At 63.7% G+C, this 23,153-nt stretch carries 21 protein-coding genes; 11 read left to right on the plus strand and 10 right to left on the minus strand.

Translation table 11 applies throughout. The features are described from left to right. The first annotated feature begins 48 nt into the window (after positions 1–48). Both AC54AF_RS03870 and AC54AF_RS03875 read left to right on the plus strand, forming a co-directional pair. Positions 49–615, plus strand: coding sequence for a sigma-70 family RNA polymerase sigma factor (locus AC54AF_RS03870; RefSeq protein ID WP_496635468.1), 567 nt, complete (start codon positions 49–51; stop codon positions 613–615). After that, positions 612–1,250: a hypothetical protein gene (locus AC54AF_RS03875; RefSeq protein ID WP_496635469.1), complete on the plus strand. Its 639-nt coding sequence runs from the start codon at positions 612–614 to the stop codon at positions 1,248–1,250. Before AC54AF_RS03870 ends, AC54AF_RS03875 begins: the two co-directional genes overlap by 4 nt. Before the next feature lie 6 nt (positions 1,251–1,256). Here AC54AF_RS03875 and AC54AF_RS03880 read toward each other — a convergent pair whose 3' ends face one another. Further along, positions 1,257–2,402, minus strand: a complete 1,146-nt coding sequence (locus AC54AF_RS03880; RefSeq protein ID WP_496635470.1) for an MFS transporter — start codon at positions 2,400–2,402, stop codon at positions 1,257–1,259. Between the two features lie 282 nt (positions 2,403–2,684). Between AC54AF_RS03880 and AC54AF_RS03885 the strand changes: the two genes are divergently transcribed. The 7 genes from AC54AF_RS03885 to AC54AF_RS03915 all read left to right on the plus strand — a co-directional run bounded on the left by AC54AF_RS03885 (position 2,685) and on the right by AC54AF_RS03915 (position 10,950). Then, positions 2,685–3,452: a gamma-glutamyl-gamma-aminobutyrate hydrolase family protein gene (locus AC54AF_RS03885; protein WP_496635471.1), complete on the plus strand. Its 768-nt coding sequence runs from the start codon at positions 2,685–2,687 to the stop codon at positions 3,450–3,452. Positions 3,453–3,506: 54 nt separating this feature from the next. Next, complete coding sequence (locus AC54AF_RS03890; RefSeq protein WP_034788700.1) at positions 3,507–4,877, plus strand: glutamine synthetase family protein; 1,371 nt, start codon at positions 3,507–3,509, stop codon at positions 4,875–4,877. A 12-nt stretch (positions 4,878–4,889) separates the two neighbouring features. Beyond that, positions 4,890–6,350 (plus strand): aspartate aminotransferase family protein, encoded by a 1,461-nt coding sequence (locus AC54AF_RS03895; RefSeq protein WP_496635472.1) that lies wholly within the window; start codon positions 4,890–4,892, stop codon positions 6,348–6,350. Positions 6,351–6,486: 136 nt separating this feature from the next. Continuing rightward, positions 6,487–7,635, plus strand: coding sequence for a polyamine ABC transporter ATP-binding protein (locus AC54AF_RS03900; protein ID WP_131685703.1), 1,149 nt, complete (start codon positions 6,487–6,489; stop codon positions 7,633–7,635). 7 nt (positions 7,636–7,642) lie between these two features. Beyond that, on the plus strand, positions 7,643–8,584 hold the full coding sequence (locus tag AC54AF_RS03905; protein ID WP_496635473.1) for an ABC transporter permease subunit: 942 nt from the start codon (positions 7,643–7,645) through the stop codon (positions 8,582–8,584). Beyond that, positions 8,581–9,432 carry an ABC transporter permease gene (locus AC54AF_RS03910; protein WP_496635474.1) on the plus strand — a complete coding sequence of 284 codons (852 nt, stop codon included), beginning with the start codon at positions 8,581–8,583 and terminating at the stop codon, positions 9,430–9,432. The genes AC54AF_RS03905 and AC54AF_RS03910 overlap by 4 nt, the downstream gene beginning before the upstream one ends. 30 nt (positions 9,433–9,462) lie before the next feature. After that, positions 9,463–10,950 (plus strand): aldehyde dehydrogenase, encoded by a 1,488-nt coding sequence (locus AC54AF_RS03915; protein WP_496635475.1) that lies wholly within the window; start codon positions 9,463–9,465, stop codon positions 10,948–10,950. Between the two features lie 103 nt (positions 10,951–11,053). Here the strand turns inward: AC54AF_RS03915 and panB are convergent, their stop codons facing one another. From panB to AC54AF_RS03945, 6 genes are all read right to left on the minus strand, one after another. Next, the gene (gene panB, locus AC54AF_RS03920) at positions 11,054–11,929 is read right to left on the minus strand and encodes a 3-methyl-2-oxobutanoate hydroxymethyltransferase (protein WP_496635476.1); all 876 of its coding nucleotides are present in this window, start codon (positions 11,927–11,929) and stop codon (positions 11,054–11,056) included. 108 nt (positions 11,930–12,037) lie between these two features. After that, positions 12,038–12,526 (minus strand): 2-amino-4-hydroxy-6-hydroxymethyldihydropteridine diphosphokinase, encoded by a 489-nt coding sequence (gene folK / locus AC54AF_RS03925; RefSeq protein WP_131685806.1) that lies wholly within the window; start codon positions 12,524–12,526, stop codon positions 12,038–12,040. Beyond that, complete coding sequence (gene pcnB, locus AC54AF_RS03930; RefSeq protein WP_496635477.1) at positions 12,526–13,899, minus strand: polynucleotide adenylyltransferase PcnB; 1,374 nt, start codon at positions 13,897–13,899, stop codon at positions 12,526–12,528. Before pcnB ends, folK begins: the two co-directional genes overlap by 1 nt. Continuing rightward, complete coding sequence (locus tag AC54AF_RS03935) at positions 13,892–14,563, minus strand: histidinol-phosphatase (protein WP_131685805.1); 672 nt, start codon at positions 14,561–14,563, stop codon at positions 13,892–13,894. The genes pcnB and AC54AF_RS03935 overlap by 8 nt, the downstream gene beginning before the upstream one ends. After that, positions 14,563–15,231: a DnaA regulatory inactivator Hda gene (gene hda / locus AC54AF_RS03940; RefSeq protein ID WP_034788687.1), complete on the minus strand. Its 669-nt coding sequence runs from the start codon at positions 15,229–15,231 to the stop codon at positions 14,563–14,565. The genes AC54AF_RS03935 and hda overlap by 1 nt, the downstream gene beginning before the upstream one ends. Before the next feature lie 202 nt (positions 15,232–15,433). Next, a complete protein-coding gene (locus tag AC54AF_RS03945) occupies positions 15,434–16,516 on the minus strand; it encodes an AI-2E family transporter (protein ID WP_496635478.1) in 1,083 nt (360 codons plus the stop codon). A gap of 188 nt (positions 16,517–16,704) precedes the next feature. Between AC54AF_RS03945 and purM the strand changes: the two genes are divergently transcribed. Further along, complete coding sequence (purM, locus tag AC54AF_RS03950; RefSeq protein WP_034746051.1) at positions 16,705–17,748, plus strand: phosphoribosylformylglycinamidine cyclo-ligase; 1,044 nt, start codon at positions 16,705–16,707, stop codon at positions 17,746–17,748. Between the two features lie 65 nt (positions 17,749–17,813). On the opposite strand, the gene AC54AF_RS03955 is transcribed toward purM, so the two are convergent. Together AC54AF_RS03955 and AC54AF_RS03960 are read right to left on the minus strand one after the other, a co-directional pair. Continuing rightward, the gene (locus AC54AF_RS03955) at positions 17,814–19,145 is read right to left on the minus strand and encodes an MFS transporter (RefSeq protein ID WP_496635479.1); all 1,332 of its coding nucleotides are present in this window, start codon (positions 19,143–19,145) and stop codon (positions 17,814–17,816) included. 122 nt (positions 19,146–19,267) lie between these two features. After that, the gene (locus AC54AF_RS03960; RefSeq protein ID WP_496635480.1) at positions 19,268–20,884 is read right to left on the minus strand and encodes a GMC family oxidoreductase; all 1,617 of its coding nucleotides are present in this window, start codon (positions 20,882–20,884) and stop codon (positions 19,268–19,270) included. Positions 20,885–21,046: 162 nt separating this feature from the next. On the opposite strand from AC54AF_RS03960, the gene AC54AF_RS03965 reads away from it, so the two are divergent. After that, positions 21,047–21,895, plus strand: coding sequence for an IclR family transcriptional regulator domain-containing protein (locus AC54AF_RS03965; protein ID WP_131685695.1), 849 nt, complete (start codon positions 21,047–21,049; stop codon positions 21,893–21,895). Here the strand turns inward: AC54AF_RS03965 and AC54AF_RS03970 are convergent. Then, positions 21,892–23,106 carry a 6-phosphofructokinase gene (locus AC54AF_RS03970; RefSeq protein WP_496635481.1) on the minus strand — a complete coding sequence of 405 codons (1,215 nt, stop codon included), beginning with the start codon at positions 23,104–23,106 and terminating at the stop codon, positions 21,892–21,894. The genes AC54AF_RS03965 and AC54AF_RS03970 overlap by 4 nt on opposite strands. Positions 23,107–23,153: the final 47 nt, after the last annotated feature.

Genomic DNA, 23,153 nt, shown 5'->3' on the forward strand with positions numbered 1-23,153 from the left:
GGCGTAGGGAAATTGTCGCTGCCGCGTAGTTCGGCTACACTGGTCCGCATGCCCGACACTTTATTGACCGCGACGGATGAAGACCTGATGCTGCGCTACGGCGCCGGCGACCTGCCGTCGTTTCGCGAATTGTACCGGCGCCATAGCCAGGGCCTGTACCGCTTCGTGGCCTGGCGCGCGCCGCGCCGCGCGTGGGTGGACGAGATCGTGCAGGATGCGTGGGCCAGCCTGCATGCTGCGCGCGCTGGCTACCAGCCGCAGGCGGCGTTCCGCACCTATCTGTACCAGATCGCGCGCAACCGCCTGATCGACCTCCTGCGCCAGCGGGAAGGACAGGACCACGGCGATGTGGTCGAACTGGCGGACGAGGGCGCATCGCCGCCGCAAACGCTGGAGCAGAAACAGCAGCGCGCGCTGCTGCATGCGGCCATCGCCGCGCTGCCGGTGGAGCAGAAGGAAGCGCTGATACTGCAGCAGTTCAGCGGCATGAGCATCCTCGAGATCGCCGTGGTGACGGGGGTGGAAGCGGAAACCGTCAAGAGCCGGCTGCGCTATGCCATGCAGAAATTGCGCGCGGGCTTGGACAGCGCCGCTGGCGCGGGAGGACCGGCATGAATACGCACGATCAAGATAAAGACGCACCGAATGACGAGCAATTGAAGGCGCTGCTGGCCAGCCTGCCGCAGCCCGCGCCTTCCAGCGCGCTCGATGCGGCCATCCTGGCGGACGCGGAAAAGGCCCTGCGCAAGCCGGCCGCCGCGAACGACAGCGCCGATGGCGCGCTGCGCACATTGCCAGCGAAAAAGGCGCCCGATTATATGCAGCGCTGGCGCATTCCACTGGGACTGGCCGCAGCCGTGCTGCTGACGGTCAACCTGATCGGTGTCGACTGGTTCGGTTCGAAGCCGGCGCAATTTCCCGTAGTCGGGGAACCGGTCACGCAGGAGGTAATGCCTGCGCCGCCAGCACCGCGCGCCATGGTGGTAGCCAAGCCAGCGCCGCCGCCAGCGATGGACACGCATCAGGCATCGGTGCAGCGCGCGCTGGCCATGCCCGCGCCCGTCGCGGCCCGCTCCGCGCCGATGCCGCCGCCCGCAAAGCTTGACGCTTCCGTGTGGCTGGTGAAGATTGACGCCCTCTTGAAGGCGGGCGAGGGTACCTTGGCGCAGGAGGAGTGGACGCTGTTCCGGCAGGCGTATCCCGACTACCCCGTGGCCGAGGAACTGCGGCAGCGGCTGGAGAAAAAGTAAAAAACGCTAGACGATCCCCTTCCGGCGCTCCCACACGGCGCTGCCGACGAAAATGGCTGCGCATGCCCACATTACGGCCGGCAGGGCGTTCACGCCCACCGATTGCATCAGGACGCCCGTCAGCAGGGGGCCGCCGCCGCTGGTCACGCCCCAGGTGGCGTTGACGATGGCGCTGGCGCTGGTCAGCGACAGTCCCGTGAAACGTTCGCCGCAGGCCACCAGCGCCAGCATGTAGATGCCGCCCGCCGCTGCGCCCAGCAACAGCAGCAAGGTCCACCACAGCCATGGCGTGCCGACGGCAAACGGCAGCAGCGGCAGCAGCAGGCAGACGGCCACGCCGCAGGCAGCGTGGACTTTGGCGCGGCCGAAGCGGTCGGCCATCCATCCCAGCGCGAATTGCAGGCCCGTGTCGCCCACCAGCACCACGGTGGCCGACAGCAGGGCCAGGTCCGTGCTGATGCCGTGCTCCATCGCGTACAGCGGCAGCAAGCTCAATGCCAGGGTATCGAACAGGGCGAAGAAGGCGGCACCGAGCACGATCATCGGCATGCGCGGCAGGATCAGGGGCCACTTCACGCCGTGTTCTTCCGGTTCCTTTTCCGGGCCGCTGTTCGAGATCAGCATCAGGCCCGGCACGGCCAGCAAGAACAGCAGGCCGCAGGCGGCGAAGCTCCAGCTGATCTTGTCGTTGAACAGCGCCACGAGGGCGGGGCCGATCAGCTGGAAAAAGGTAAAGCTGGTGGTGTACATGGCCACCACGCGTCCGCGCGAATTGTCGGGCGCCAGGCGGTTGACCCACGCCTCGCCGATGGTAAACAGCACGCCCATGGCGCCGCCGAACAGGAAACGCAGCACGCTCCACGCCAGCAGGTGGTCGGTGAACTGCATGGCGATCGTCGCCAGCGAGGCCACCCACACGGCGCCCAGCATGGTGGCGCGCGCGCCGAAGCGTCCCACCCAGCGCGAGACGAATGGCGAGGCGGCCAGGATGCCGAGCGCGCTGACGGCCGTGATCATGCCGATGATGTCCGTGCCCACGCCACGCTGGTGCAGGGTCAGGGCGGTGAGCGGCATGGTGGCGCCCAGGCCCAGGCCGACCACGCCGATGCTGACCACGAGGGCGAAGAAGTCGCGCCATGGCATCTGCTTCATGGCTGCCCCCGCAGGGTGGAAAAGGTGTTCGGGATGGCTGGAAAACGGTGTGGATGCATGGGAAAGTAAGGGACTTTGCCTGCGGCGCTGGTATTTGGCGCCGGACGGGCATATGATGATTTTATCAAGAGCAATATTGCGAAGCCGTAGTGTAGGCGATGTGTCCCACCGCTGGCCATTCCCATCCGTGTGGCCCCTGCCTGCGGCTCTGCTGTACAGTGAAGCGAGCGGCAGCGCTGTCATGGCGCTGTCATTGGATCGTCACGCCAGCGAGGTAGCTCCATGCGCCGTCCCATCGTTCTCGTTCCCGCCTGCCAGCGCCAGCTTGGCAGTCACGTCTGGCACATGGCACAGGACAAATACCTGCACGCCGTGCTGCGCGGCGCCGGCTGCATGCCGCTGCTGCTGCCCGCTCTGGGCGCTGATGCCGACCTGGAAGCGGCGCTGCGGATCGCCGACGGCGTCATGCTGACCGGCTCGGCCTCGAACGTTGATGCGCGTCTGTATGGCGAAGACATCCTCCATCCCGACCTGCCGCAAGACCCCGCGCGCGACGCCACCACCTTGCCCCTGATCCGCGCCACGCTGGCGCGCCAGCTGCCCTTGCTCGCCATCTGCCGCGGTTTTCAGGAAGTCAATGTGGCCCTGGGTGGCAGCCTGCACCAGGCCGTGCATGCGGTGGCGGGCATGCTGGACCATCGTGAGAGCGTGCTCGATCCCCTGGCGCGCCAGTACGCGCCTGCGCACCGCATCAAGCTGATGCCGGACGGGCTGCTGTCACGCCTGCTGGGCGGCGAGAGCGAAATGATGGTCAATTCCCTGCATGGCCAGGGCATCGCCCGGCTGGCCGACGGCTTGCTGGTGGAAGCGCTGGCCGACGACGGCCTGGTGGAAGCCTATACGGTGGCCAGCGCCACCGGTTTTGCGCTGGCCGTGCAGTGGCACCCGGAATGGCAGGTGGAAGACAACCCGCAGTCCATGCGGCTGTTCGATGCCTTCGGCCAGGCATGCCGCGATTACCAGGAACAGCGGCACAGAAAGACAGAATGACAGGCGCACCGCCCGCAGTACGCGGTGTTTGATCAAGACCAGCGAGAGGGAAACATGGCAATACGCGAAAATTTCACTTATACGGATATGGATTTGTGGCTCAATGAAAAGCGCGTCACGGAAATCGAATGCCTGGTCCCCGACTTGACGGGTGTGGCGCGGGGGAAGATCCTGCCGCGCGGGAAATTTACTCAGGAGCGCGGCATGCGCATCCCGGAAGCGGTGCTGGGCATGACGGTGACGGGCAATTACCCGGTCGACGATGGCGGCTACGACCGCGCCATTTCCAGCACCGACCGCGACATGATCTTGAAGGCCGATCCCACCACCATCACCATGGTGCCGTGGGCTACGGACCCCACCGCGCAAGTCATCCACGACTGCTATTTTGCCGACGGCATGCTGGTCGATTTCGCTCCCCGCTCCGTGTTGCGGCGCGTGCTGAAACTGTATGCGGACAAGGGCTGGAAACCCGTGGTGGCGCCGGAGCTGGAGTTCTACCTGACGGCGAAAAACACGGACCCGGACTTGCCCTTGAAGCCGCCCATCGGCCGCAGCGGGCGGGCCGAGACGAGCCGCCAGGTGTACAGCATCGACGCCGTCAACGAGTTCGATCCCCTGTTCGAGGATATCTACGATTACTGCGAACTGATGAACCTTGACGTCGATACCCTGATCCACGAGATCGGCGCAGGGCAGATGGAAATCAACTTCCTGCATGGCGACCCATTGGGCCTGGCCGACAAGGTGTTTTTCTTCAAGCGCACCCTGCGCGAAGCGGCCCTGAAACACGATATGTACGCCACCTTCATGGCCAAGCCGATGGCCGGCGAGCCGGGGTCCGCCATGCATGTGCACCAGAGCGTCGTCGACGCGAAGACGGGCCTGAACATCTTCAGCAACGAGGACGGTTCGGCCGCGCCCATCTTCAAGCATTACATCGCGGGATTGCAGCGCTACATGCCATCGGCCATGGCCATCGTCGCGCCCTACGTGAATTCCTACCGCCGCATCGTGCGCCACACGGCCGCGCCCATCAACATCCAGTGGGGCCTGGACAACCGCACGGTGGGCTTCCGCGTGCCCGAGTCGGGCGTGCAGGACCGGCGCGTGGAAAACCGCATCATCGGCGCCGACGCGAATCCCTACCTGGCCCTGGCCGTCACGCTGGCTTGCGGCTATCTCGGCATGACGGAGCAGCTGGAAGCGACGCCGATGATGGTGGGCAGCGCCTATGACATGAAGTTCGAACTGCCGCAAGGCTTGCCCGAAGCCCTGCAACTGCTGCGCGCGGAAGACAAGCTGCGCACGGTGCTGGGCGAACGCTTCATCGACGTGTATGCGGCCATCAAGGACCTGGAGCACCAGGAATTCATGACGGTGATCAGTCCGTGGGAGCGCGAACATCTTCTGCTCCACGTTTAAGAAAGGATCGCAATGAGCACAACCAACAATCCGCTGGCGCCGAGCGCCGCTTTTGTCGCCTCCGTGGCGCAGAAAAACGCCGTGCCGCAGGTATATGACACGGCCGCCATCCAGCAAATGGACTCGGCCCACTACCTGCATCCATTCACCGATTTCCAGGACCTGGCATCGAAGGGCGCCAGGGTGATCGTGCGCGGCGACGGCGTCTACCTGTGGGATAGCCAGGGCAAGAAGATCGTCGACGGCATGTCGGGCCTGTGGTGCGTCAACGTGGGCTACGGCCGCACGTCGATCTCGCAAGCCGTGTACAAGCAGATGGAGACGCTGCCGTTCTATAACAGCTTCTTTGGCACGACCAACGTGCCGGCCGCGCAGCTGGCGGCCAAGCTGGCGCAAATCTCGCCGCCGCAGTTCCAGCATGTGTTTTTCACCAGTTCCGGCTCAGAGGGTAATGACACGAACCTGCGCATGGTGCGCCGCTACTGGGACATCCTCGGCTACAAGGAGAGACACACCATCATCAGCCGCCACAATGCCTATCACGGCAGCACGGTGGCGGGAGCGTCGCTGGGCGGCATGGGCGGCATGCACGCGCAGGGCGGCTTGCCGATACCCGGCATCGCGCATATCGGCCAGCCCAGTTACCTGGAGGCTGGCCACGGCTTGAGCCCTGAGGAATTCGGTGTAAAGGCGGCTGGCTGGCTGGAAGACAAAATCCTGGAAATCGGCGCCGACAAGGTGGCCGCCTTCATCGGCGAACCGGTGCAGGGCGCCGGCGGCGTCATCATCCCTCCATCAACGTATTGGCCCGAGATCCAGCGCATCTGCGACAAGTACGGCATTTTGCTGATCGCCGATGAAGTCATCTGCGGCTTCGGCCGCCTGGGGCGCTGGTTCGGCTCTGAACTGTTCGGCATCAAGCCCGACCTGATCACGTTTGCCAAGGGCGTCACCTCGGGCTATGTGCCGCTGGGCGGCGTGCTGGTGGGCGACAGGGTGGCCAAGGTGCTGATCGAGCAGGGCGGCGAATTCACGCATGGTTTCACGTATTCCGGCCACCCCGTCGCCTGTGCGGCGGCGCTGGAAAACATCCGCATCATCGAGGAAGAGCTGCTGGTGGCGAAGGTGGCCGAGGATACGGGACCGTACCTGAAGCAGTGCTTCGCCAGCCTGGGCGAGCATCCGCTGGTCGGCTATGCGGACAGCTGCGGCCTGGTGGCGGGCCTGAACCTGGTGCGCAAGAAGGGTGCCACCGTGCACGAGAACGAGCTGTTCGACGAAGCCCAGGGCGTGGGCATGATCTGCCGCGGCCACATGTTCGACAACGGCGTCATCATGCGCGCCGTGGGTGAACGCATGATCGTCGCCCCTCCACTGGTCATGACGCGCGCGCAGATCGATGAAATGGTGGCGTTGATACGGCTGTGTTTGGACAAGACCCATGCTGAGGTGAAGGCGAAGGGCTGGGTGTAGGTTTTTGCCCCATTTTGCCGCCATCTGCGCAATTTTTGGACCGCAATGGCGGCAGTTCCGCTAAACTTCCATCTTGGCCGCTCCTTCAGCGGCCAGTTTTTCATTTTGACACCCTCTTACCCAGAAGCTACCCACAATGACGATAGCAACACCAGCCGCGTCGGCCAGCGACGCCCCAGCGCCTTTCTTGCTGATTGATCAACTGGTCAAGGAGTTCGATGGCGTGCGCGCCGTCAATGATATTTCCGTGACGATCAACAAGGGCGAGATCTTCGCCTTGCTCGGCAGTTCAGGTTGCGGCAAGTCGACCCTGCTGCGCATGCTGGCCGGCTTCGAGACGCCGACGTCGGGGCGCATCGCGCTGGCGGGCAACAGCATCGTCGATGTGCCGCCGCACCAGCGCCCCATCAACATGATGTTCCAGTCGTACGCGCTGTTCCCGCACCTGTCCGTGTGGGACAACATCGCCTTCGGCCTGCGCCGCGACGGCTTGCCGAAAGCGGAAGTGGCGGCGAGGGTCGAGCAGATGCTGGCGCTGGTGCAGCTGGGTCAATACGCGAAGCGCAAGCCGCACCAGCTGTCGGGCGGGCAGCAGCAGCGCGTGGCGCTGGCGCGCAGCCTGGCAAAGCGGCCGCAGTTGCTGCTGCTTGACGAGCCGCTGGGCGCGCTCGACAAGAAACTGCGCGAACGCACGCAGATGGAACTGGTGAACATCATCGAACAGGTGGGCGTGACCTGCGTGATGGTCACGCACGACCAGGACGAGGCCATGAGCATGGCCACGCGCATCGCCGTCATGAGCGAAGGGCGCATCCTGCAGGTGGGCGCGCCCGGCGAAATCTACGAGACGCCGAATTGCCGCTTCGTCGCCGACTTCATCGGCAGCGTCAACCTGTTCGACGGCAGCATCACGGAAGATGAACCCGATCACGTGGTGATCGCCACGCCCGATGGCGAGCATTATGTCTCGCATGGCATCACGGGCAACCTGGGCATGGATGTCTCGGTGGCCGTGCGCCCCGAAAAAATCGGCATCCAGATCGCGCCACCCGCTTTGGAAGAGCGGGCGTCGCCGGCGGAACACGGCTACAACTGCGCCCAGGGCGTGATCGCCGCCATGGCATATTTTGGCAATGAAACCAGCTACCACGTGCGCCTCGACAGCGGCACGGTGGTGAAAGTCTCGCGCACCAACGCGGCCCGCCACGACGCCGCGCGCCTCGAGCGCGAACAGCGCGTGTGGGTGTGGTGGGATGGCGCCGACATCGTCGTGCTGACCAGCTGAGGCCATCATGACGTCCATTTTGCAATCGCTGCGCAAGCTGGTGCCCCTGCGCTGGGTAACGGGGAAAAATGCGGGCCGCACCGCCGTCATCGCCGTGCCGTCGCTGTTCCTGGCGGCCGCCTTTCTGGTGCCCTTCCTGATCGTTCTGCGCATCAGCCTGTCCGACATGGACACGGCGGGCAGTCCCTTCGGCGGCTTGCTGTCGTATGTCGACGGCATCGTCGTGCTGAAGGTCAAAATCGCCAACTACCTGTTCATCGCCGCCGACGAACTGTATCTGCTCACCTACCTCAGTTCCATCAAGTACGCGGCCATCACCACGGCCATCTGCCTGTGCATCGGCTACCCGTTCGCCTACTTCATGGCGCGCGCCAGACCCTCGATCCGGCCCGTGCTGATGATGCTGGTGATGCTGCCGTTCTGGACCTCCTTCCTGCTGCGCGTGTATGCGTGGAAGGGTATCCTGGCCAACCACGGCTTGCTCAACGATCTGCTGATCGCGCTGGGCATCGTGCAGGAACCGCTGCACATGATGAATACCTCATTCTCGCTGGTGGTCGGCATGGTGTACGCCTACCTGCCCTTCATGATCCTGCCCCTGTATGCGAATCTGGTCAAAATGGACATGCGCTACCTGGAGGCGGCGGCCGACCTGGGTGCCACGCCTTTGCAGGCGTTCTGGCGCATCACCGTGCCGCTGTCGAAGTCGGGCATCATCGCCGGCGCCATGCTGGTGTTTATTCCGTCCGTGGGCGAATACGTGATTCCCGAGCTGCTGGGCGGCCCGGAAACCCTGATGATCGGGCGCGTGCTGTGGGATGAATACTTCACGAACAACGACTGGGCCATGGCTTCGTCGGTGACGGTGCTGGTGGTCTTGCTGATCCTCGTGCCGATGGCGATTTTTAACAAATACAAGACGGACCAGGACGCGGAGGAGCGCACATGAACGGACGTACCCTTTTACAGCGCTGGTTCGGCCGCGGCTGGCTCTCGCTCGGCTATCTGTTCCTGTACCTGCCCATCATCGTGCTGATCGTCTTTTCGTTCAACAGCTCGCGCCAGGACATGGTATGGAGCGGCTTTTCGCTGCGCTGGTACAGCGAGTTGATGAGCGATACGGAAATCATCTCGGGCTTCGGCTTGTCCCTGAAGATCGCCTTCATGTCGGCCACTTCGTCCGTCATCCTCGGCACGTTTGCCGCCTTCGCCTTGAGCAGCTACCAGCGCTTCCGTGGCCGCACGGTGTTTTCCGCCATGGTCAGCGCGCCGTTGGTGATGCCGGAAGTGATCATCGGCCTGTCCTTGCTGCTGATGCTGGTGTCCATGCAAAAGGTCTTTGGTTTTCCCGAGCGGGGCGTGCTGACAATCTGGCTCGGTCATACCCTGCTGGGCATGGCGTATGCGGCCGTGGTGGTGCAGTCGCGCCTGCAGGAGATGAGTAAATCCCTGGCCGAAGCGGCCATGGACCTGGGCTGCCGCGCGCACCAGGTGTTCCTCCTCGTGACCCTGCCGAACATCACGCAGGCGCTGGCGTCCGCCTGGCTGCTGACATTTACCCTGTCGCTCGATGACGTGGTGCTGTCGGCCTTTTTGTCCGGCCCCGGTTCGACGACGATGCCGCTGGTGATTTTCTCGCGCGCGCGCCTGGGGCTCGACCCCCGCGTGAATGCCATCGCCGCGCTGACCATTCTCGTGGTGACGCTCGCCGTGATCGCGTATGCGGTGATGCTGGCGCGCGCCGACCGCAGACGGCGCAAGCAACTGTCTGCGGCCTATTTGGCGGATCAGGAGTAAGCTGCTCTTAAACTGACACAGGAGACGACCATGACGGAAAACACCAGCTGGCACGCACGTGCCGCAGAGATCAAGATCGATGGGCGCGCCTTCATCAACGGTGAACGCACCTGGGCCAGGTCCGGCCAGACTTTCGACAATCTGTCGCCCATCGACGGGCGCCTGCTGGGGCAAGTGGCCCGCTGCGATGGCGCCGACGTGGAGGCAGCCGTGCAGGCCGCGCGCGCCGCCTTTGACGAGCGCCGCTGGGCAGGCAAGTCGCCCGCGCAGCGCAAGCGCGTGCTGATCAAGTTCGCCGACCTGGTGCAGAAATACGGTTCCGAGCTGGCCTTGCTGGAAACCCTGGACATGGGCAAACCGATCAAATACAGCCAGAGCGTGGACGTGGGCGCCACGGCCAACTGCCTGCGCTGGTATGGCGAGGCGATCGACAAGGTCTACGATGAAATCGCACCGACCCCCGCCAACAGCCTGGCCCTGATCACGCGCGAACCGGTGGGCGTGGTCGCCGCCATCGTGCCGTGGAATTACCCGATGATCATGGCCGCCTGGAAGATCGCGCCGGCCCTCGCGGCCGGCAACAGCGTGATCTTGAAACCGTCCGAAAAATCGCCGCTGACGGCCCTGCGCCTGGCCGACATCGCGCTCGAAGCGGGCGTGCCGGCCGGCGTCTTCAATGTGCTGCCCGGTTACGGCAACGAGGCGGGCGCCGCGCTGGCGCTGCACATGGACGTCGATTGCATCGGCTTTACGGGTTCCACGCGCACGGGCAAATTGATCGTGCAGATGGCGGGCCAGTCGAACTTGAAACGGGCGTGGACGGAACTGGGCGGCAAGTCCGCCAACATCGTCTGCGCCGATTGCCCGGACCTGGACAAGGCCGTGGCGGCCGCCGTCGGTTCCATCTTCTTCAACCAGGGCGAAAGCTGCAACGCGCCCTCGCGCCTGTTCGTGGAAGAATCGATCAAGGAAGAATTTTTAGCCAAGGCGCTGGCCATGCTGCCCCGCTTCCAGCCGGGCGACCCGCTCGACGAAGCCACCGTCATGGGCGCCATCGTCGACGCCACGCAGATGAACACCGTCATGGGCTATATCGCGGCCGGCAAGAGCGAAGGCGCGCAGCTGCTCGGTGGCGGCGAAGCCGTGCGTCTTGATACGGGCGGCTATTACGTGCAGCCGACCATCTTCGGCGTGGACGCCGGCATGACGATCGCGCGCGAAGAGATCTTCGGCCCTGTGCTGTCCGTGCTGGGCTTTACGGATCTCGCCGAGGCCATCCAACAGGCCAACGCCACGCCGTACGGCTTGCAGGCGGCCGTGTGGACGTCGGACATCACCAAGGCGATCCAGACGGCGCGCGCCCTGCGCGCGGGCACCGTGCACGTCAACCAGTACGACGGCGACGACATCACCGTGCCGTTCGGCGGCTACAAGCAGTCGGGCAACGGGCGCGACAAGTCATTGCACGCGCTGGACAAGTACACGGAGCTGAAGACGACGTGGATACAGGTGGGGTGAATTACAGATAACCCCAAACGAAGGGCTGGGGTCAGACCCTGAGGGTCTGACCCCGGAAGTTGCAGTGGGGTTCAGCGAATAACTGTGAACTCCAATCAAACCATCAGAAGCAGTGTTCCAGCGCCGGGAAGCTGCCATCCTTGACGGCTTTGACATAGCCGGTGACGGCGTCGTCGATGCTGGACGCGCCTTCCATGAAGTTGCGCACGAAGCGCGCCTTGCGGCCTGGGAAGACGCCGAGCATGTCGTGCATGACGAGCACCTGGCCCGAACAGTCGGGGCCGGCGCCGATGCCGATGGTGGGGATCGTCAGCATGTCGGTCACTTCCTTGCCCAGCTGCGTCGGCATCGCTTCCATCAGAACGATGGCGGCGCCCGCGTTTTGCAGCGCCAGCGCGTCGCTCTTCAGCTGCGCCGCGCTTTCCGTGCTCTTGCCCTGCACCTTGTAGCCGCCCAGCTGGTGCACCGATTGCGGCGTCAGGCCGATGTGGGCGCAGATGGGGATGCCGCGCTCGGTGAGGAAACGGACGGTCTCGGCCAGCCAGGCGCCGCCTTCGATCTTGACCATGTGCGCGCCCGCCTGCATCAGGATGACGGCGTTGGCATAGGCTGTTTCAGGCGTGCCGTACGCGCCGAACGGCAGGTCGGACATGATCATGGCCGACTTGCTGCCGCGCGCCACGGACGCCGTGTGGTAGGCCAGTTCGGCCACCGTGACGGGCAGGGTGGAGTTGTGGCCATTGCAGACCATGCCGAGCGAATCGCCGATCAGCAGGATTTCCACGCCGCAGCGGTCCATCAGGGACGCGAAACTGGCGTCATAGCAGGTCAGCATGGTGATCTTTTCGCCGGCGGCGCGCAGCGTGGCCAGGGTGTGGATGGTCACGGCCTTGTTGGCGACAGGCTTGGATGGCGCCGGCGCCGGCGCGGCGGCCTTGTCTTTTGCGGCCAGATCTGTTCCTTGCAAATAAGCGGACATAGGTATTCTCTAGAGTGAAAGGGGGTGATGCGATTGCGACGCCGCTAGTGTAGTACTTTATGCGGCGTGCTGCAGGAGCGGCATTGTAGAGGATGGGCGTGAAACGGGTCAGAGCTGGCTGATGGCCTGCCCGGCGACGCTTGCCAGGAAGGCTTGCGCCGGCCCCAGGCCAGGCACGACGATGGCGGGCGCCAGGGCCAAGAGGGGCACCAGCACGAAGGCGCGCTCGGTGATGCGCGGATGGGGCACGGTCAGGGTGGCGCTGGCGATCCGTGCATCGCCGTACAGCAGCAAGTCCAGGTCCAGCGTGCGCGGGGCGTTGCGGTAAGGCCGCTCGCGCCCGTGCGCCGCCTCGATGGCGTGCAGCGCCAGCAGCAGTTCTTCTGCCGGCAGGCTGGTCGTGATGCGCGCCACGGCGTTGATGTAGTCGTCACCGCTCGAATCGATGGGCGCCGTGCGGTAGCTGGCCGAAGCGTCCAGCAAGGTGGCGCCAGGCAGGCGCGCCAGGCGCGCGATCGCGTCCTGCACGTTGGCGCGCGCGTCGCCCAGGTTGGCGCCGATGCCGATGTAGGCGGTGACCAGCGCAAGTGCGTCCATCATACGTCGCTGCCGCCGCCGGTGGCCGAGCCGCCCGTGCCCGTCTTGCTGCGCGTGCTGCGGCGCGGCGGGCGTTTCTTCTTGACGGCGCCCGGCGCGGCATTGGCGCTGACGAGCAGCGCTTCGCGCGTTTCTTCGTCGCCTTCATAGAACGCCGTCCACCATTCGCCGATGTCCATGTCGATCTCGCCCGAGGCGCAGCGCAGCAGCAGGAAGTCGTAGCCGGCGCGGAAGCGCAGGTGCTCGAGCAATTTGTACGGCGCCTTGCCGACGCGGCGCTCGAAGCGCGGCTGCATCGACCAGATGTCGCGCATGTCCGAGCCGATCTTGCGCTGCAAGGCCAGTTTTTCCGTTTGCGAGTCCAGCACGTCGTCGGCCGCCAGGTGCAGCGCGGGGATGGTCGACTCGCCGGCGGCGCGGTAGGCCGTCCATTTTTCCAGCACCTGGTGCCACAGCAGCGAGGCGAACAAAAAGCCTGGCGAGACGGTCTTGCCGGCGGCGATGCGCTGATCCGTGGCGTCCAGCGCCAGGGTGACGAATTTCGCCCCCAGCGGCTGCTCCAGCACCACGTCGAGCAGCGGCAGCAGGCCGTGATGCAAGCCTTCCTTGCGCAGCTGCTGCAGGCAGGCCAGCGCGTGACCGCTCATCAGCAGTTTCAGCATTTCGTCGAACACGCGCGGCGCGGGCACATTGTTGATCAGCGGCGCCATGATGGGGATAGGCGCTGCCGTGTGCGGCTCGATGGTGAATTTCAGCTTGGCGGCGAAGCGCACCACGCGCAGCATGCGCACGGGGTCTTCGCGGTAGCGCTCTTCGGGCTTGCCGATCATGCGCAGGGTCTTGGCGCGGATGTCTTCCACGCCGCCGTGGTAATCGAGCACTTCCTGCGTGGCCGGGTTGTAGTACATGGCGTTGATGGTGAAGTCACGGCGCAGCGCATCTTCGTGTTGCAAGCCGAAGGTGTTGTCGCGCAGGACGCGGCCATGTTCATCCTTGGGCGCGGAGTCGGCGCCGGCGCCGCGGAAGGTCGTCACTTCCAGCAAATCCTGGCCGAACATCACGTGCACGATCTGGAAGCGCTTGCCGATGATGAAGGCGCGGCGGAACAATCTCTTGACCTGTTCCGGCGTGGCGTTGGTGGCGATGTCGAAGTCTTTCGGTTTGACGCCCAGCAGCAGGTCGCGCACGGCGCCGCCGACGACAAAGGCCTCGAAGCCCGCTTCCTGCAGGCTGCTGGTGACGCGGATGGCATTCGACGACACCAGTTTGGGGTCGATTCCGTGTTGCGCAGGACCGAGCACGATGGGTGCCGTGGTGTCGCGCGCTGCCTCTTTTTTAACGCCGAGGATCTTGCGGATGAATTTTTTAATCATTGAATAAGTGGAGTGATGGCCAGCCGTGGAGGGATGCATGTGCGCTCAAAGCAGCATTGGGATTGGTCGCCACAGGGTGGGTAACGACCGACATCAGCGGAATGTCGTTGTGCGAATCGCTGTAAAAGTAGCTGCGCTCGAACTGGCCCAGTTCCTTGCCCAGCTTTTCCAGCCAGGCGTGGGTGTGGGTCAGCTTGCCCGCACCCAGGGTCGGCGTGCCTACCAGCTTGCCTGTGACATTGCCTTCGTCGTCATACTCGGGCATGGCGGCCAGCAGATGCTCGACGCCCAGCGCATCGGCGATGGGCTTGGTGATGAAATGGTTGGTGGCCGTGACGATGGCCAGCAAATCGCCCGCATCCTGGTGCTGCTTGAGCAAGGCCACGACTTCGGGGCGGATGGCCGGCATGACCACTTCGGCCATGAATTGCCGGTGCAGCGCTTCCAGGCGTTCGCGCGGAAATTGCGCCAGGGTGCCGAGGGAAAATTCCAGGTATTCCACCGGATCGAGCGTGCCGGCCTGGTATTGCGCGAAAAATTCGTCGTTGCGGCGGGTGAATTCGGCGGCGTCCACGGCACCGATGCGTACCAGGAATTCGCCCCACTCGTGATCCGAGTCGATGGGCAGCAGGGTGTGGTCGAGGTCAAACAGGGCCAGATTCATCATTCTTTCGCTTCCGCCTGCAGCAACTCGCGCAACAATGGCAAGGTGATCGGGCGTTGGGTTTCAAGGGAGTAGAGGTCGAGAGAGTCCAGCATCGTCGACAGCGAACGCATGTCGCGCCGGAAATGGGACAGCAGATAGGGTAACACGCCCGGCGACAAGGTCAAGCCGCGGGTGGTGGCCGCCTGGGTCAGGGCGGCGATTTTTTCATCGTCGGTCAAGCCGTGGATCTGATAGATCAGGCCCCAGCCCATGCGCGTGCGCAAGTCTTCGCGCACGGGCAGCACGGCGGGCGGCACGGCGCCGCTGCACACCATATAGGCCTTGTTGGCGCGGATTTCATTGAACAGGGCAAAGGCATCGATCTGCGCCAGCGGCGACAGCTTTTCGCAGTCGTCGAGCAGGTACAGGTCGACGTCAGGCGAATACACGAATTCGGACTCGATCGAGAACGGCGAAATGTAGCGCGCGCGCTCGGTGCTGGCCAGGGCCTTGAGCAGGTGGCTCTTGCCGGCGGCCAGTTCGCCCCACAGGTAGGCAAAATGTTCGCGCGAAGTGCGCGCGGCGAACTGGCGCATCAGCTGCGCCACTTCGGCATTCTGTCCCACCTCGAAGGTATCGAGGCTGTGCGCCTGGTCTGTGCCTAAATCGAGCACCAGTTGTTTCATGGCGTACGCCTTGTCCTGTTTTTCATTACTGCGTATGCGTCGTCGTCGCTGTTGTTAGTTTCATATTGTAATCATATCGGGTGCCTGACAGAAGCGTAGCGAGCGGCAGCAATTTGTGGCCGAGAAGCGCAACCGTACTGTAGTACGGTGAGCATCGCCGGCCGCAAAGTGCGACGCGCAGTCGCTTATGTCAGTCACCTTGTTACGCATTATAGAAGGTGCTGGACAGGTAGTGGCGTCTTAGATGCTTAAAAGCGACCATCAGGACGGCAGAAGCGGGTAAAGCGAGCAAAACGCCGACGAAACCGAATAGTTGTCCGAAGGCCAACAAGGCGAAGATCACGGCCAGCGGGTTCAGGCCGATGCGCTCGCCCACCAGGCGCGGCGTAAGGAAAAAGCCTTCGATGACCTGGCCGCAGCCGTAGATGACGGCCACGGCGATGACGCCGCTCCAGTCGGCAAACTGCAGCAGGGCGGCGATCAGCGCCAGCATCAGCCCGAGGCCGAAGCCCAGGTAGGGGATGAACACCAGCAAGCCCGTGATGATGCCCACAGGCAATGCCACTTCAAAACCGGCGATGGCCAGCGCCACCGAGTAATACGTGGCCAGCACCAGCATGACGAGGAGTTGGCCGCGCAGGTATTGCGCCAGCAGGGTGTCGACTTCCTGGGCCATGCCCACCGTGCGGCCGACCCAGCGGCGCGGCACGGCGCCGGCGATGCGCGCCAGCATCGGATGCCAGTCCAGCAACAGGTAGAACAGCACCACGGGAATGAGCACGACGGTGGCCAGCCAGCCCAGCACGGCCGTGCCGCCGATGCGCGCCGAGGCCAGCACGGTGCTCCAGATTTCATCGCCGCTGGTGGCCATCTGCTGGCTCAGCATGCGCTTGATGCCCGTGCCGTCGAGGCGCACGCGGATGCCCAGGTCGCGCAGTTTTGGCGCCAGGAAGTCGTTCGCCTTGTTCAGGAATTGCGGAATTTGCGCCTGCAGCAAGGGAATTTCCTTTTGCAACACGGGCACGACGATCAATACCAGCGCCGTAATGGCGAGGAAAAACAACACTACGACGATCAGCACGGCCAGTGGACGGGGCACGTAAAAGCGCTTGTAATGGAGGCGCTGCAGGCGGTCGACGCCGGGATTGAGCACGTAGGCGAGGATGGCGGCGGCCAGGAAGGGCGTCAGGATGGGGCCGAGACTGACGAGCAGCAGCAAAAATGCCAGCCAGACCGCGATCCAAAATGCTGTTTGCTTCTGTTCGGCGGTGATGGCGAATGGCATGGAGTTTGTGCTGTTGCGTTAAAAAAAGGCAGTTAATTACGAAATGGCGGGGCAGTTTGATAAAATAGCGACTTGATCGACCGAATTCACCCGCTGGCGTCCTGCCGCACGATGTTGAAAAACATGCTTGCGCGCGCGTGCCGGCGGGTATCCGCCTTCTATTTTACCGCCTCCGCTGCCACCACACCATGAACCAGACTTCTAATGTTTCCCTTTCCTACCGTGACGCTGGCGTCGATATCGACGCAGGCGACGCTTTAGTCGAAGCAATCAAGCCGTTTGCCAAGCGCACCCTGCGCGAAGGCGTGATGGGCGGCCTGGGCGGTTTTGGCGCCATGTTTGAAATCAGCAAGAAATACAAGGAACCAGTGCTGGTCTCGGGCACCGACGGCGTGGGCACCAAATTGCGCCTGGCGTTCGAACTGAACCGCCACGACACGGTTGGCATCGACCTGGTCGCCATGAGCGTCAACGACATCCTGGTGCAAGGCGCCGAACCGCTGTTCTTCCTCGACTACTTCGCATGTGGCAAGCTCGACGTAGCCATCGCCACCGACGTCATCAAGGGCATCGCCCAGGGTTGCGAACAGGCTGGCTGCGCGCTGATCGGCGGCGAAACGGCGGAAATGCCGAGCATGTACCCGGCCGGCGAATACGACCTGGCAGGTTTTGCCGTCGGCGCCGTGGAAAAATCGAAAATCATCGATGGCACCAAGATCGCCCCGGGCGACGTGGTGCTGGGCCTGGCCTCGTCGGGCGTGCACTCGAACGGTTACTCGCTGGTGCGCAAGATCATCGAAGTGGCGAAACCGGACCTGGAAGGCGACTTCCATGGCCGTAAACTCGCCGACGTGCTGATGCAGCCGACGCGCATCTACGTCAAGCCATTGCTGGCGCTGATGGATGCCATGGAAGTCAAAGGCATGGTGCACATCACCGGTGGCGGCCTGGTGGAAAACATTCCGCGCGTGCTGCAGCCTGGCCTGGTGGCCGAGCTGGACTCGAAGGCCTGGACCATGCCGCCGCTGTTCACGTGGCTGCAACAGCATGGCGGCGTGGCTGACGCCGAAATGCACCGCGTCTTCAACTGCGGCATCGGCATGACCGTCATCGTCTCGCAGGAAAACGCGGATGCCGCCATCGCCCAGTTGCAAGCGGCCGGCGAAACCGTGTCGCGCATCGGCACCATCCGCGCGCGTAACGGCGACGAGCATCAGACCATCGTGATCTAAGTCTTAGCACGCATAGAAAAGGCAGGCACTCGCGAGAGGCCTGCCTTTTTTTGCGTCCAGATGTCTTACCTTGCGTGCGCCGTCTTCATGCGGCCATCCGGCTGCGAGCCGCCCCTGCCGATCATGGCCACGCTGACGGCCGACACGAGGGAGGCGAACAGGATGTAGCCGACGATGTGCCATGGCTCGCCATTGCCCGTCTTGAGCAGGTAGGTGGCGATGATGGGCGTCAGGCCGCTGGCGAAGATGCCGGAGAACTGGTACACGAAGGAGATGCCCGTGTAGCGCACCTTGGCGTCGAACAGGTCGCAGAACAGGGCCGCTTCCGGGCCGTACACGGCCGAATACAGCACGCCCAGCGGGATGATCACGGAACACCACAGCAGCAGCGGATTGTCGGCGTGATGCAGCATGATCCAGAAGGCGGGAATCGATGACAAGCCCGTGATCAGCGAACCCCAGAAAAATACCTTGCTGCGTCCGATGCGGTCCGACAGGCGGCCGAAGAACGGGATGCAGAAGCACATCACGACGGCCGACGCCATCACGCCCATCAGCGCTTCCGTGCGGTCTATCTTGATGGTGTTGGTCAGATAGGTGATGGAAAACACGCCGAAGATATTGAAGAAGACGCCGTCGATATAGCGCGCGCCCATGCCCTTCAAGACGTTGCCGGGATAGCGTTTCAGCAGGTCGAAAAACGGAATCTGCGTCTCCGCATTCTTCTCCTTGACGGCCTGGAATTCTGGCGTTTCCATCACGTTCAGGCGTATCCACATGCCGATGACGACCAGGGCCGCAGATAAGATGAAGGCCACGCGCCAGCCCCAGGACAGGAATTGCGCGTCCGTCAGGCTGTAGGACAGGATCGCCACCACGCCGGAAGCGAGGCACAGGCCGATGGCCAGGCCGATCTGCGGCAGGCTGGCATAGAAGCCGCGCTCTTTTGGGGGCGCATATTCATACGCCATCAGCACGGCGCCGCCCCATTCGCCCCCAAGGCCGATCCCCTGCAGCACGCGCAGGAACAGCAGCAGGCCCGGTGCCCAGTAGCCGATGTGGTCGTAGGTCGGCAGCACGCCGATCAGGAAGGTGGAGATACCCATGATCATCAGTGTCATCACCAGCATGCTCTTGCGGCCGATCTTGTCGCCGAAGTGGCCGAAGATCACGCCGCCAATGGGGCGCGACAAAAAGCCCACGGCGAAGGTGCCATAGGCCAGCATGGTCGAGACGAGCGGATCGCCGCCCGGGAAATACAGCTTGCTGAACACGATGCCGGCGACGACGCCGTATAAAAAGAAGTCGTACCACTCGATGGTGGCGCCGATCACGCTGGCCATCACGACTTTCCGCAGCTCTTTGGCTTTTTTCGGATTGCTGGGATTGTTGTCCATATCTAGTCTCCAATCGATATCGATTATGTGTTTTTTTGATGCCTGGCTTGTCGCCGGGTCATTGGGAGCGGGGCCGTCTGCCCGCCGCTGGCATCCTCCTTGCAGGGATTGGAATGGGTGGGTCAGGCAGCCTGCGGCAGCCGCACGGCGTCCGCCAGGATCATGTCCGCCGCTTTTTCGGCGATCATGATGGTGGGCGCATTCGTGTTGCCCGAGACGATTTCCGGCATGATCGATGCGTCGACCACGCGCAGGTTCCGCATGCCGTGCACGCGCAGGCGCTCGTCGACGACGGCCATGGCGTCGTGACCCATCTTGCAGGTGCCGCTCGGGTGGTAGATCGACTGGCTGAAGCGCCGCGCCGCGTCCAGCAGCTGCGCATCCGTCTGGAACTGCGGGCCGGGCACGAACTCGGAAATGATGTGCGGCGCCAGCGACGGGGCGGCGGCGATTTTTCGGGCCACGCGCAGGGCGGCAATCGCCGTGCGCTGGTCGCGCGGGTCGGACAGGTAGTTCGGGTAGATGCCCGGATAGGCGAGGGGATCGGCGGACTTGATCGACACGTGGCCGCGGCTGTGTGGGCGCAGCTGGCACACGGACGAGGTAAACGCGGAAAACGGATGCGCGCCTTCGCCCGGCTTGTCGGCGCTCAGCGGCTGCATGTGGAACTGGATGTCGGGCCGCTCCACTTCGGGTGTAGACCTGGTAAACACCGTCACCTGGCTGGCCGCCAGGGTGAGTGGTCCCGAGCGGGAAAACACATATTGCATGCCCACCCACAGCTTGCCCCACAGGCTGTTGACTTCATCGTTCAGGGTTTTCAGCCGCGTCTTGAAGACGAGGCGGATTTGCAAATGGTCTTGCAGGTTCTGTCCCACGCCGGGCAAGTCGTGCACCAGCGGCACGCCCACTTCCTCGAGCAGGGCGCGCGGTCCCACGCCCGAGCATTGCAGGATCTGCGGCGAGCCGATGGTGCCCGCGCAGAGTATCACTTCGCCGCTGGCGCGCGCCTGGCGCAGCTGGCCATCCTGCCGGAACTCGATGCCGACGGCGCGCTTTCCTTCGAACAGCACGCGCGTGATCTGCGCGCGCACTTCCACGCGCAGGTTGGCGCGCTTGCGGGCGGGCCGAAGGAAGGCTTTCGCCGTGCTGCAGCGCAGGCCCTTGCTGGCCGTCTGCTGGAAGTAGCCGACGCCTTCCTGCGTGGCGCCGTTGTAATCGGCATTGAAAGGGATGCCGCTTTCCGTGGCGCCCGCAATAAAGTGTTCCGCGATGGGACGGCGCAGGCGCAGGTCCGACACCTTCAAGGGACCGCCCACGCCGTGGTAATCGCTGGCGCCGCGTTCCTGGTCTTCCGATTTTTTAAAGTAGGGCAGCACCTCGGCATAGCTCCAGCCTGCATTGCCCAGCTCGGCCCAGCGGTCGTAATCTTCCTTCTGGCCGCGCACGTACAGCAAGCCGTTGAGCGAACTGGAGCCGCCCAGCACCTTGCCGCGCGGCCATTGCAATTGGCGACCGGCGATGCCGGCGTCCGCTTCCGTGCGGTAGCACCAGTCCAGCTTCGGGTCGTGCATGGTCTTGAAATAGCCGACTGGCACGTGTATCCAGGGATTGTTGTCCTTGCCGCCCGCTTCCAGCAGCAATACCTGGTTGCGGCGGTCGTGCGACAGGCGGTTGGCCAGCACGCAGCCGGCGGAACCGGCGCCGACGACGATGTAATCGTAGTGTGTTTGCAACATGGTGCTTGTCTCCTGCGTTGCGGTATCGCTTGCCTTTGCGGGCGATTTTTGCGATACACTGGTCTTTTATTTGATGTTTTGGAACGTCTGGTTCCATTTATAAAAGACGTGCAGCACCGGGACAAGCGGAAACATCCGCATACGCGAGAGGTGAAACAGAACATGCATGATGCGTTTCAAAAACGGCAGGCCGAGGCCGAAGAAGACCGCTCGGCGGTTGGCGCGGTGGCTGCCAGCGCGGCGGCCAGCCATGGCGATGAGGCGCGGGGCTTGCGCGTGCTGCGCCTGATCGAGCACCTGGCCAGCGCCAGCCAGCCCTTGACCCTGTCGCAGCTGGCCGCGCGCATGCAGGTGCCCAAGGCCAGCATGATGCGGCTGCTCGATACGCTGGAGCAACACGGTTATGTGCTGCGCACGCCCGTGGGACGCGGCTATGTGCCCGGTGCGGCGTCCACCAACCTGGCGCTGGCGACCTTGCGCAACAATGCCCTGATCCGCGTGAGCCGCAGCATCCTGGGCAGCCTGGTGGCGGCCACGGGCGAAACGTGCAACTTGGCCATTCCCGAGGGCAATGCGATCGTGTATGTGGACCGCGTGGAAACGCAGGAACCGCTGCGCCTGCACCTGGTGCTGGGTACGCGCGCGCCCATGCATTGCACGGCCAGCGGCAAGCTGTTCTTGGCGCACATGTCGCTGCTGGAGCGGCGCGAGTTGCTGGCCATGCTCACGCTGCAGGCGCGCACGCCGAAAAGCATCACGGATCCCGTGCTGCTGGAACGCGAGATCGTGCGCATCGCCCGCCTGGGCATCGGCATCGATGACGAGGAATTCGTGCACGGCATGGTGGCCGTGGCCGTGCCCATCTGCGCGGCCGACGGGCGCATCGTGGCGGCCGTGGCCTGCCACGCGCCTGTGGCGCGCAAGTCCGTGGAGCAGTTGCTGCAGCACGTGCCCCAGCTCAAGGAGGCGGCCGTCAAGCTGCGGCCGCTCTTGCTGGCGGAAAACAGCTAAGGTTTCAAGACCTTCGCTACTTTTGCGGCCCTAAGACGGAACGCATCGGGCATGCCGGAACCGAGCAGCGGACGCAGGTACAGCCGGAAAGCATCGGTCACGTCGGTGCCGCTGGCGCTGATGAATTCGTCTTCCATGGTGCGCGTCTTGCCCGCCACTTCCGTCAATGGCAGCAACTCGTAGTCGACGGAATAGAAGCCCGTGCGCTTGATGGCAACGGAACCGTCGCGCTCGCCCCACATGGCGAACTGCACCGCCTTCTCGCCCACCTCGCGCGCTTCGCGCTGGTCCACGTCGGAGACGCAGCCGATGAAGGAGCGCTGCAGATAGCCGAAGGTATCGCCGCGCACGCGCTTGATGCCGAGTTTGGCCTTGATCTCGTCGCACAGCAGGTCGGCCAGCGCGCCCGTGCCCGACAATTGCACATTGCCGTGCGCATCGCGCTCCACCTCCTTGGCGAGCAGGCTGGCGATCGGTTCGCCCGATGCATCGTGGATGCCTTCCGAGACGGCGACCACGCAGCGGCCGTATTTTTCATACGTGGCTTTCACGTCGGCCAGGAATTGCTCCAGCACGAAGACTCTTTCCGGCAGGTAGATCAGGTGCGGGCCATCGTCGGGGAACTTCTTGCCCAGCGCCGCGGCGGCCGTCAAGAAGCCCGCGTGGCGGCCCATCACCACGCCCACGTACACGCCAGGCAAGGCCGCGTTGTCGAGGTTGGCGCCAGCGAACGCTTGCGCGACGAAACGCGCGGCGGACGGAAATCCTGGCGTGTGGTCGCTGCCGACCAGGTCGTTGTCGATGGTTTTCGGGATGTGGATGCAGCGCAATGGATAGCCGGCCTTGTGCGCTTCCTCGCTGACGATGCGCACCGTGTCGGACGAGTCATTGCCGCCAATGTAAAAGAAGTGTTCGATCTCGTGCGCGCGCAGTACTTCGAAGATTTGCTGGCAGTAGGCGATGTCCGGCTTGTCGCGCGTGGAGCCAAGGGCCGAGGACGGCGTGGCGGCCACAAGTTCCAGGTTGTGGCTGGTTTCCTGCGTCAGATCGACGAATTCTTCATTGACGATGCCGCGTACGCCATGCAGCGCGCCATACACGCGCGTGACATGCTGAAAGCGCCGCGATTCGAGCACCACGCCCACCAGCGACTGGTTGATGACGGCGGTGGGGCCGCCTCCCTGGGCAACAAGAATTTTTCCAGACGGCATGGGATTTCCTCGTAAATGGAACGGCCCTCCAGCCTACTCCTTTTTTG

The sequence above is a fragment of the Janthinobacterium sp. JF4 genome (genome assembly GCF_059617925.1).

Coding starts and splice junctions, on each gene's coding strand:
- AC54AF_RS03935 (WP_131685805.1), bottom strand. CDS start 14,563: ATGAATCTGGCCCTGTTTGACCTCGACCACACCCTGCTGCCCATCGAC.
- folK (WP_131685806.1), bottom strand. CDS start 12,526: ATGGACGCACTTGCGCTGGTCACCGCCTACATCGGCATCGGCGCCAAC.
- AC54AF_RS03900 (WP_131685703.1), top strand. CDS start 6,487: ATGACGATAGCAACACCAGCCGCGTCGGCCAGCGACGCCCCAGCGCCT.
- AC54AF_RS03965 (WP_131685695.1), top strand. CDS start 21,047: ATGCATGATGCGTTTCAAAAACGGCAGGCCGAGGCCGAAGAAGACCGC.
- AC54AF_RS03945 (WP_496635478.1), bottom strand. CDS start 16,516: ATGCCATTCGCCATCACCGCCGAACAGAAGCAAACAGCATTTTGGATC.
- AC54AF_RS03960 (WP_496635480.1), bottom strand. CDS start 20,884: ATGTTGCAAACACACTACGATTACATCGTCGTCGGCGCCGGTTCCGCC.
- AC54AF_RS03885 (WP_496635471.1), top strand. CDS start 2,685: ATGCGCCGTCCCATCGTTCTCGTTCCCGCCTGCCAGCGCCAGCTTGGC.
- AC54AF_RS03895 (WP_496635472.1), top strand. CDS start 4,890: ATGAGCACAACCAACAATCCGCTGGCGCCGAGCGCCGCTTTTGTCGCC.
- hda (WP_034788687.1), bottom strand. CDS start 15,231: ATGAAACAACTGGTGCTCGATTTAGGCACAGACCAGGCGCACAGCCTC.
- AC54AF_RS03890 (WP_034788700.1), top strand. CDS start 3,507: ATGGCAATACGCGAAAATTTCACTTATACGGATATGGATTTGTGGCTC.
- AC54AF_RS03915 (WP_496635475.1), top strand. CDS start 9,463: ATGACGGAAAACACCAGCTGGCACGCACGTGCCGCAGAGATCAAGATC.
- purM (WP_034746051.1), top strand. CDS start 16,705: ATGAACCAGACTTCTAATGTTTCCCTTTCCTACCGTGACGCTGGCGTC.
- AC54AF_RS03955 (WP_496635479.1), bottom strand. CDS start 19,145: ATGGACAACAATCCCAGCAATCCGAAAAAAGCCAAAGAGCTGCGGAAA.
- AC54AF_RS03880 (WP_496635470.1), bottom strand. CDS start 2,402: ATGAAGCAGATGCCATGGCGCGACTTCTTCGCCCTCGTGGTCAGCATC.
- panB (WP_496635476.1), bottom strand. CDS start 11,929: ATGTCCGCTTATTTGCAAGGAACAGATCTGGCCGCAAAAGACAAGGCC.
- AC54AF_RS03875 (WP_496635469.1), top strand. CDS start 612: ATGAATACGCACGATCAAGATAAAGACGCACCGAATGACGAGCAATTG.
- AC54AF_RS03970 (WP_496635481.1), bottom strand. CDS start 23,106: ATGCCGTCTGGAAAAATTCTTGTTGCCCAGGGAGGCGGCCCCACCGCC.
- AC54AF_RS03870 (WP_496635468.1), top strand. CDS start 49: ATGCCCGACACTTTATTGACCGCGACGGATGAAGACCTGATGCTGCGC.
- pcnB (WP_496635477.1), bottom strand. CDS start 13,899: ATGATTAAAAAATTCATCCGCAAGATCCTCGGCGTTAAAAAAGAGGCA.
- AC54AF_RS03910 (WP_496635474.1), top strand. CDS start 8,581: ATGAACGGACGTACCCTTTTACAGCGCTGGTTCGGCCGCGGCTGGCTC.
- AC54AF_RS03905 (WP_496635473.1), top strand. CDS start 7,643: ATGACGTCCATTTTGCAATCGCTGCGCAAGCTGGTGCCCCTGCGCTGG.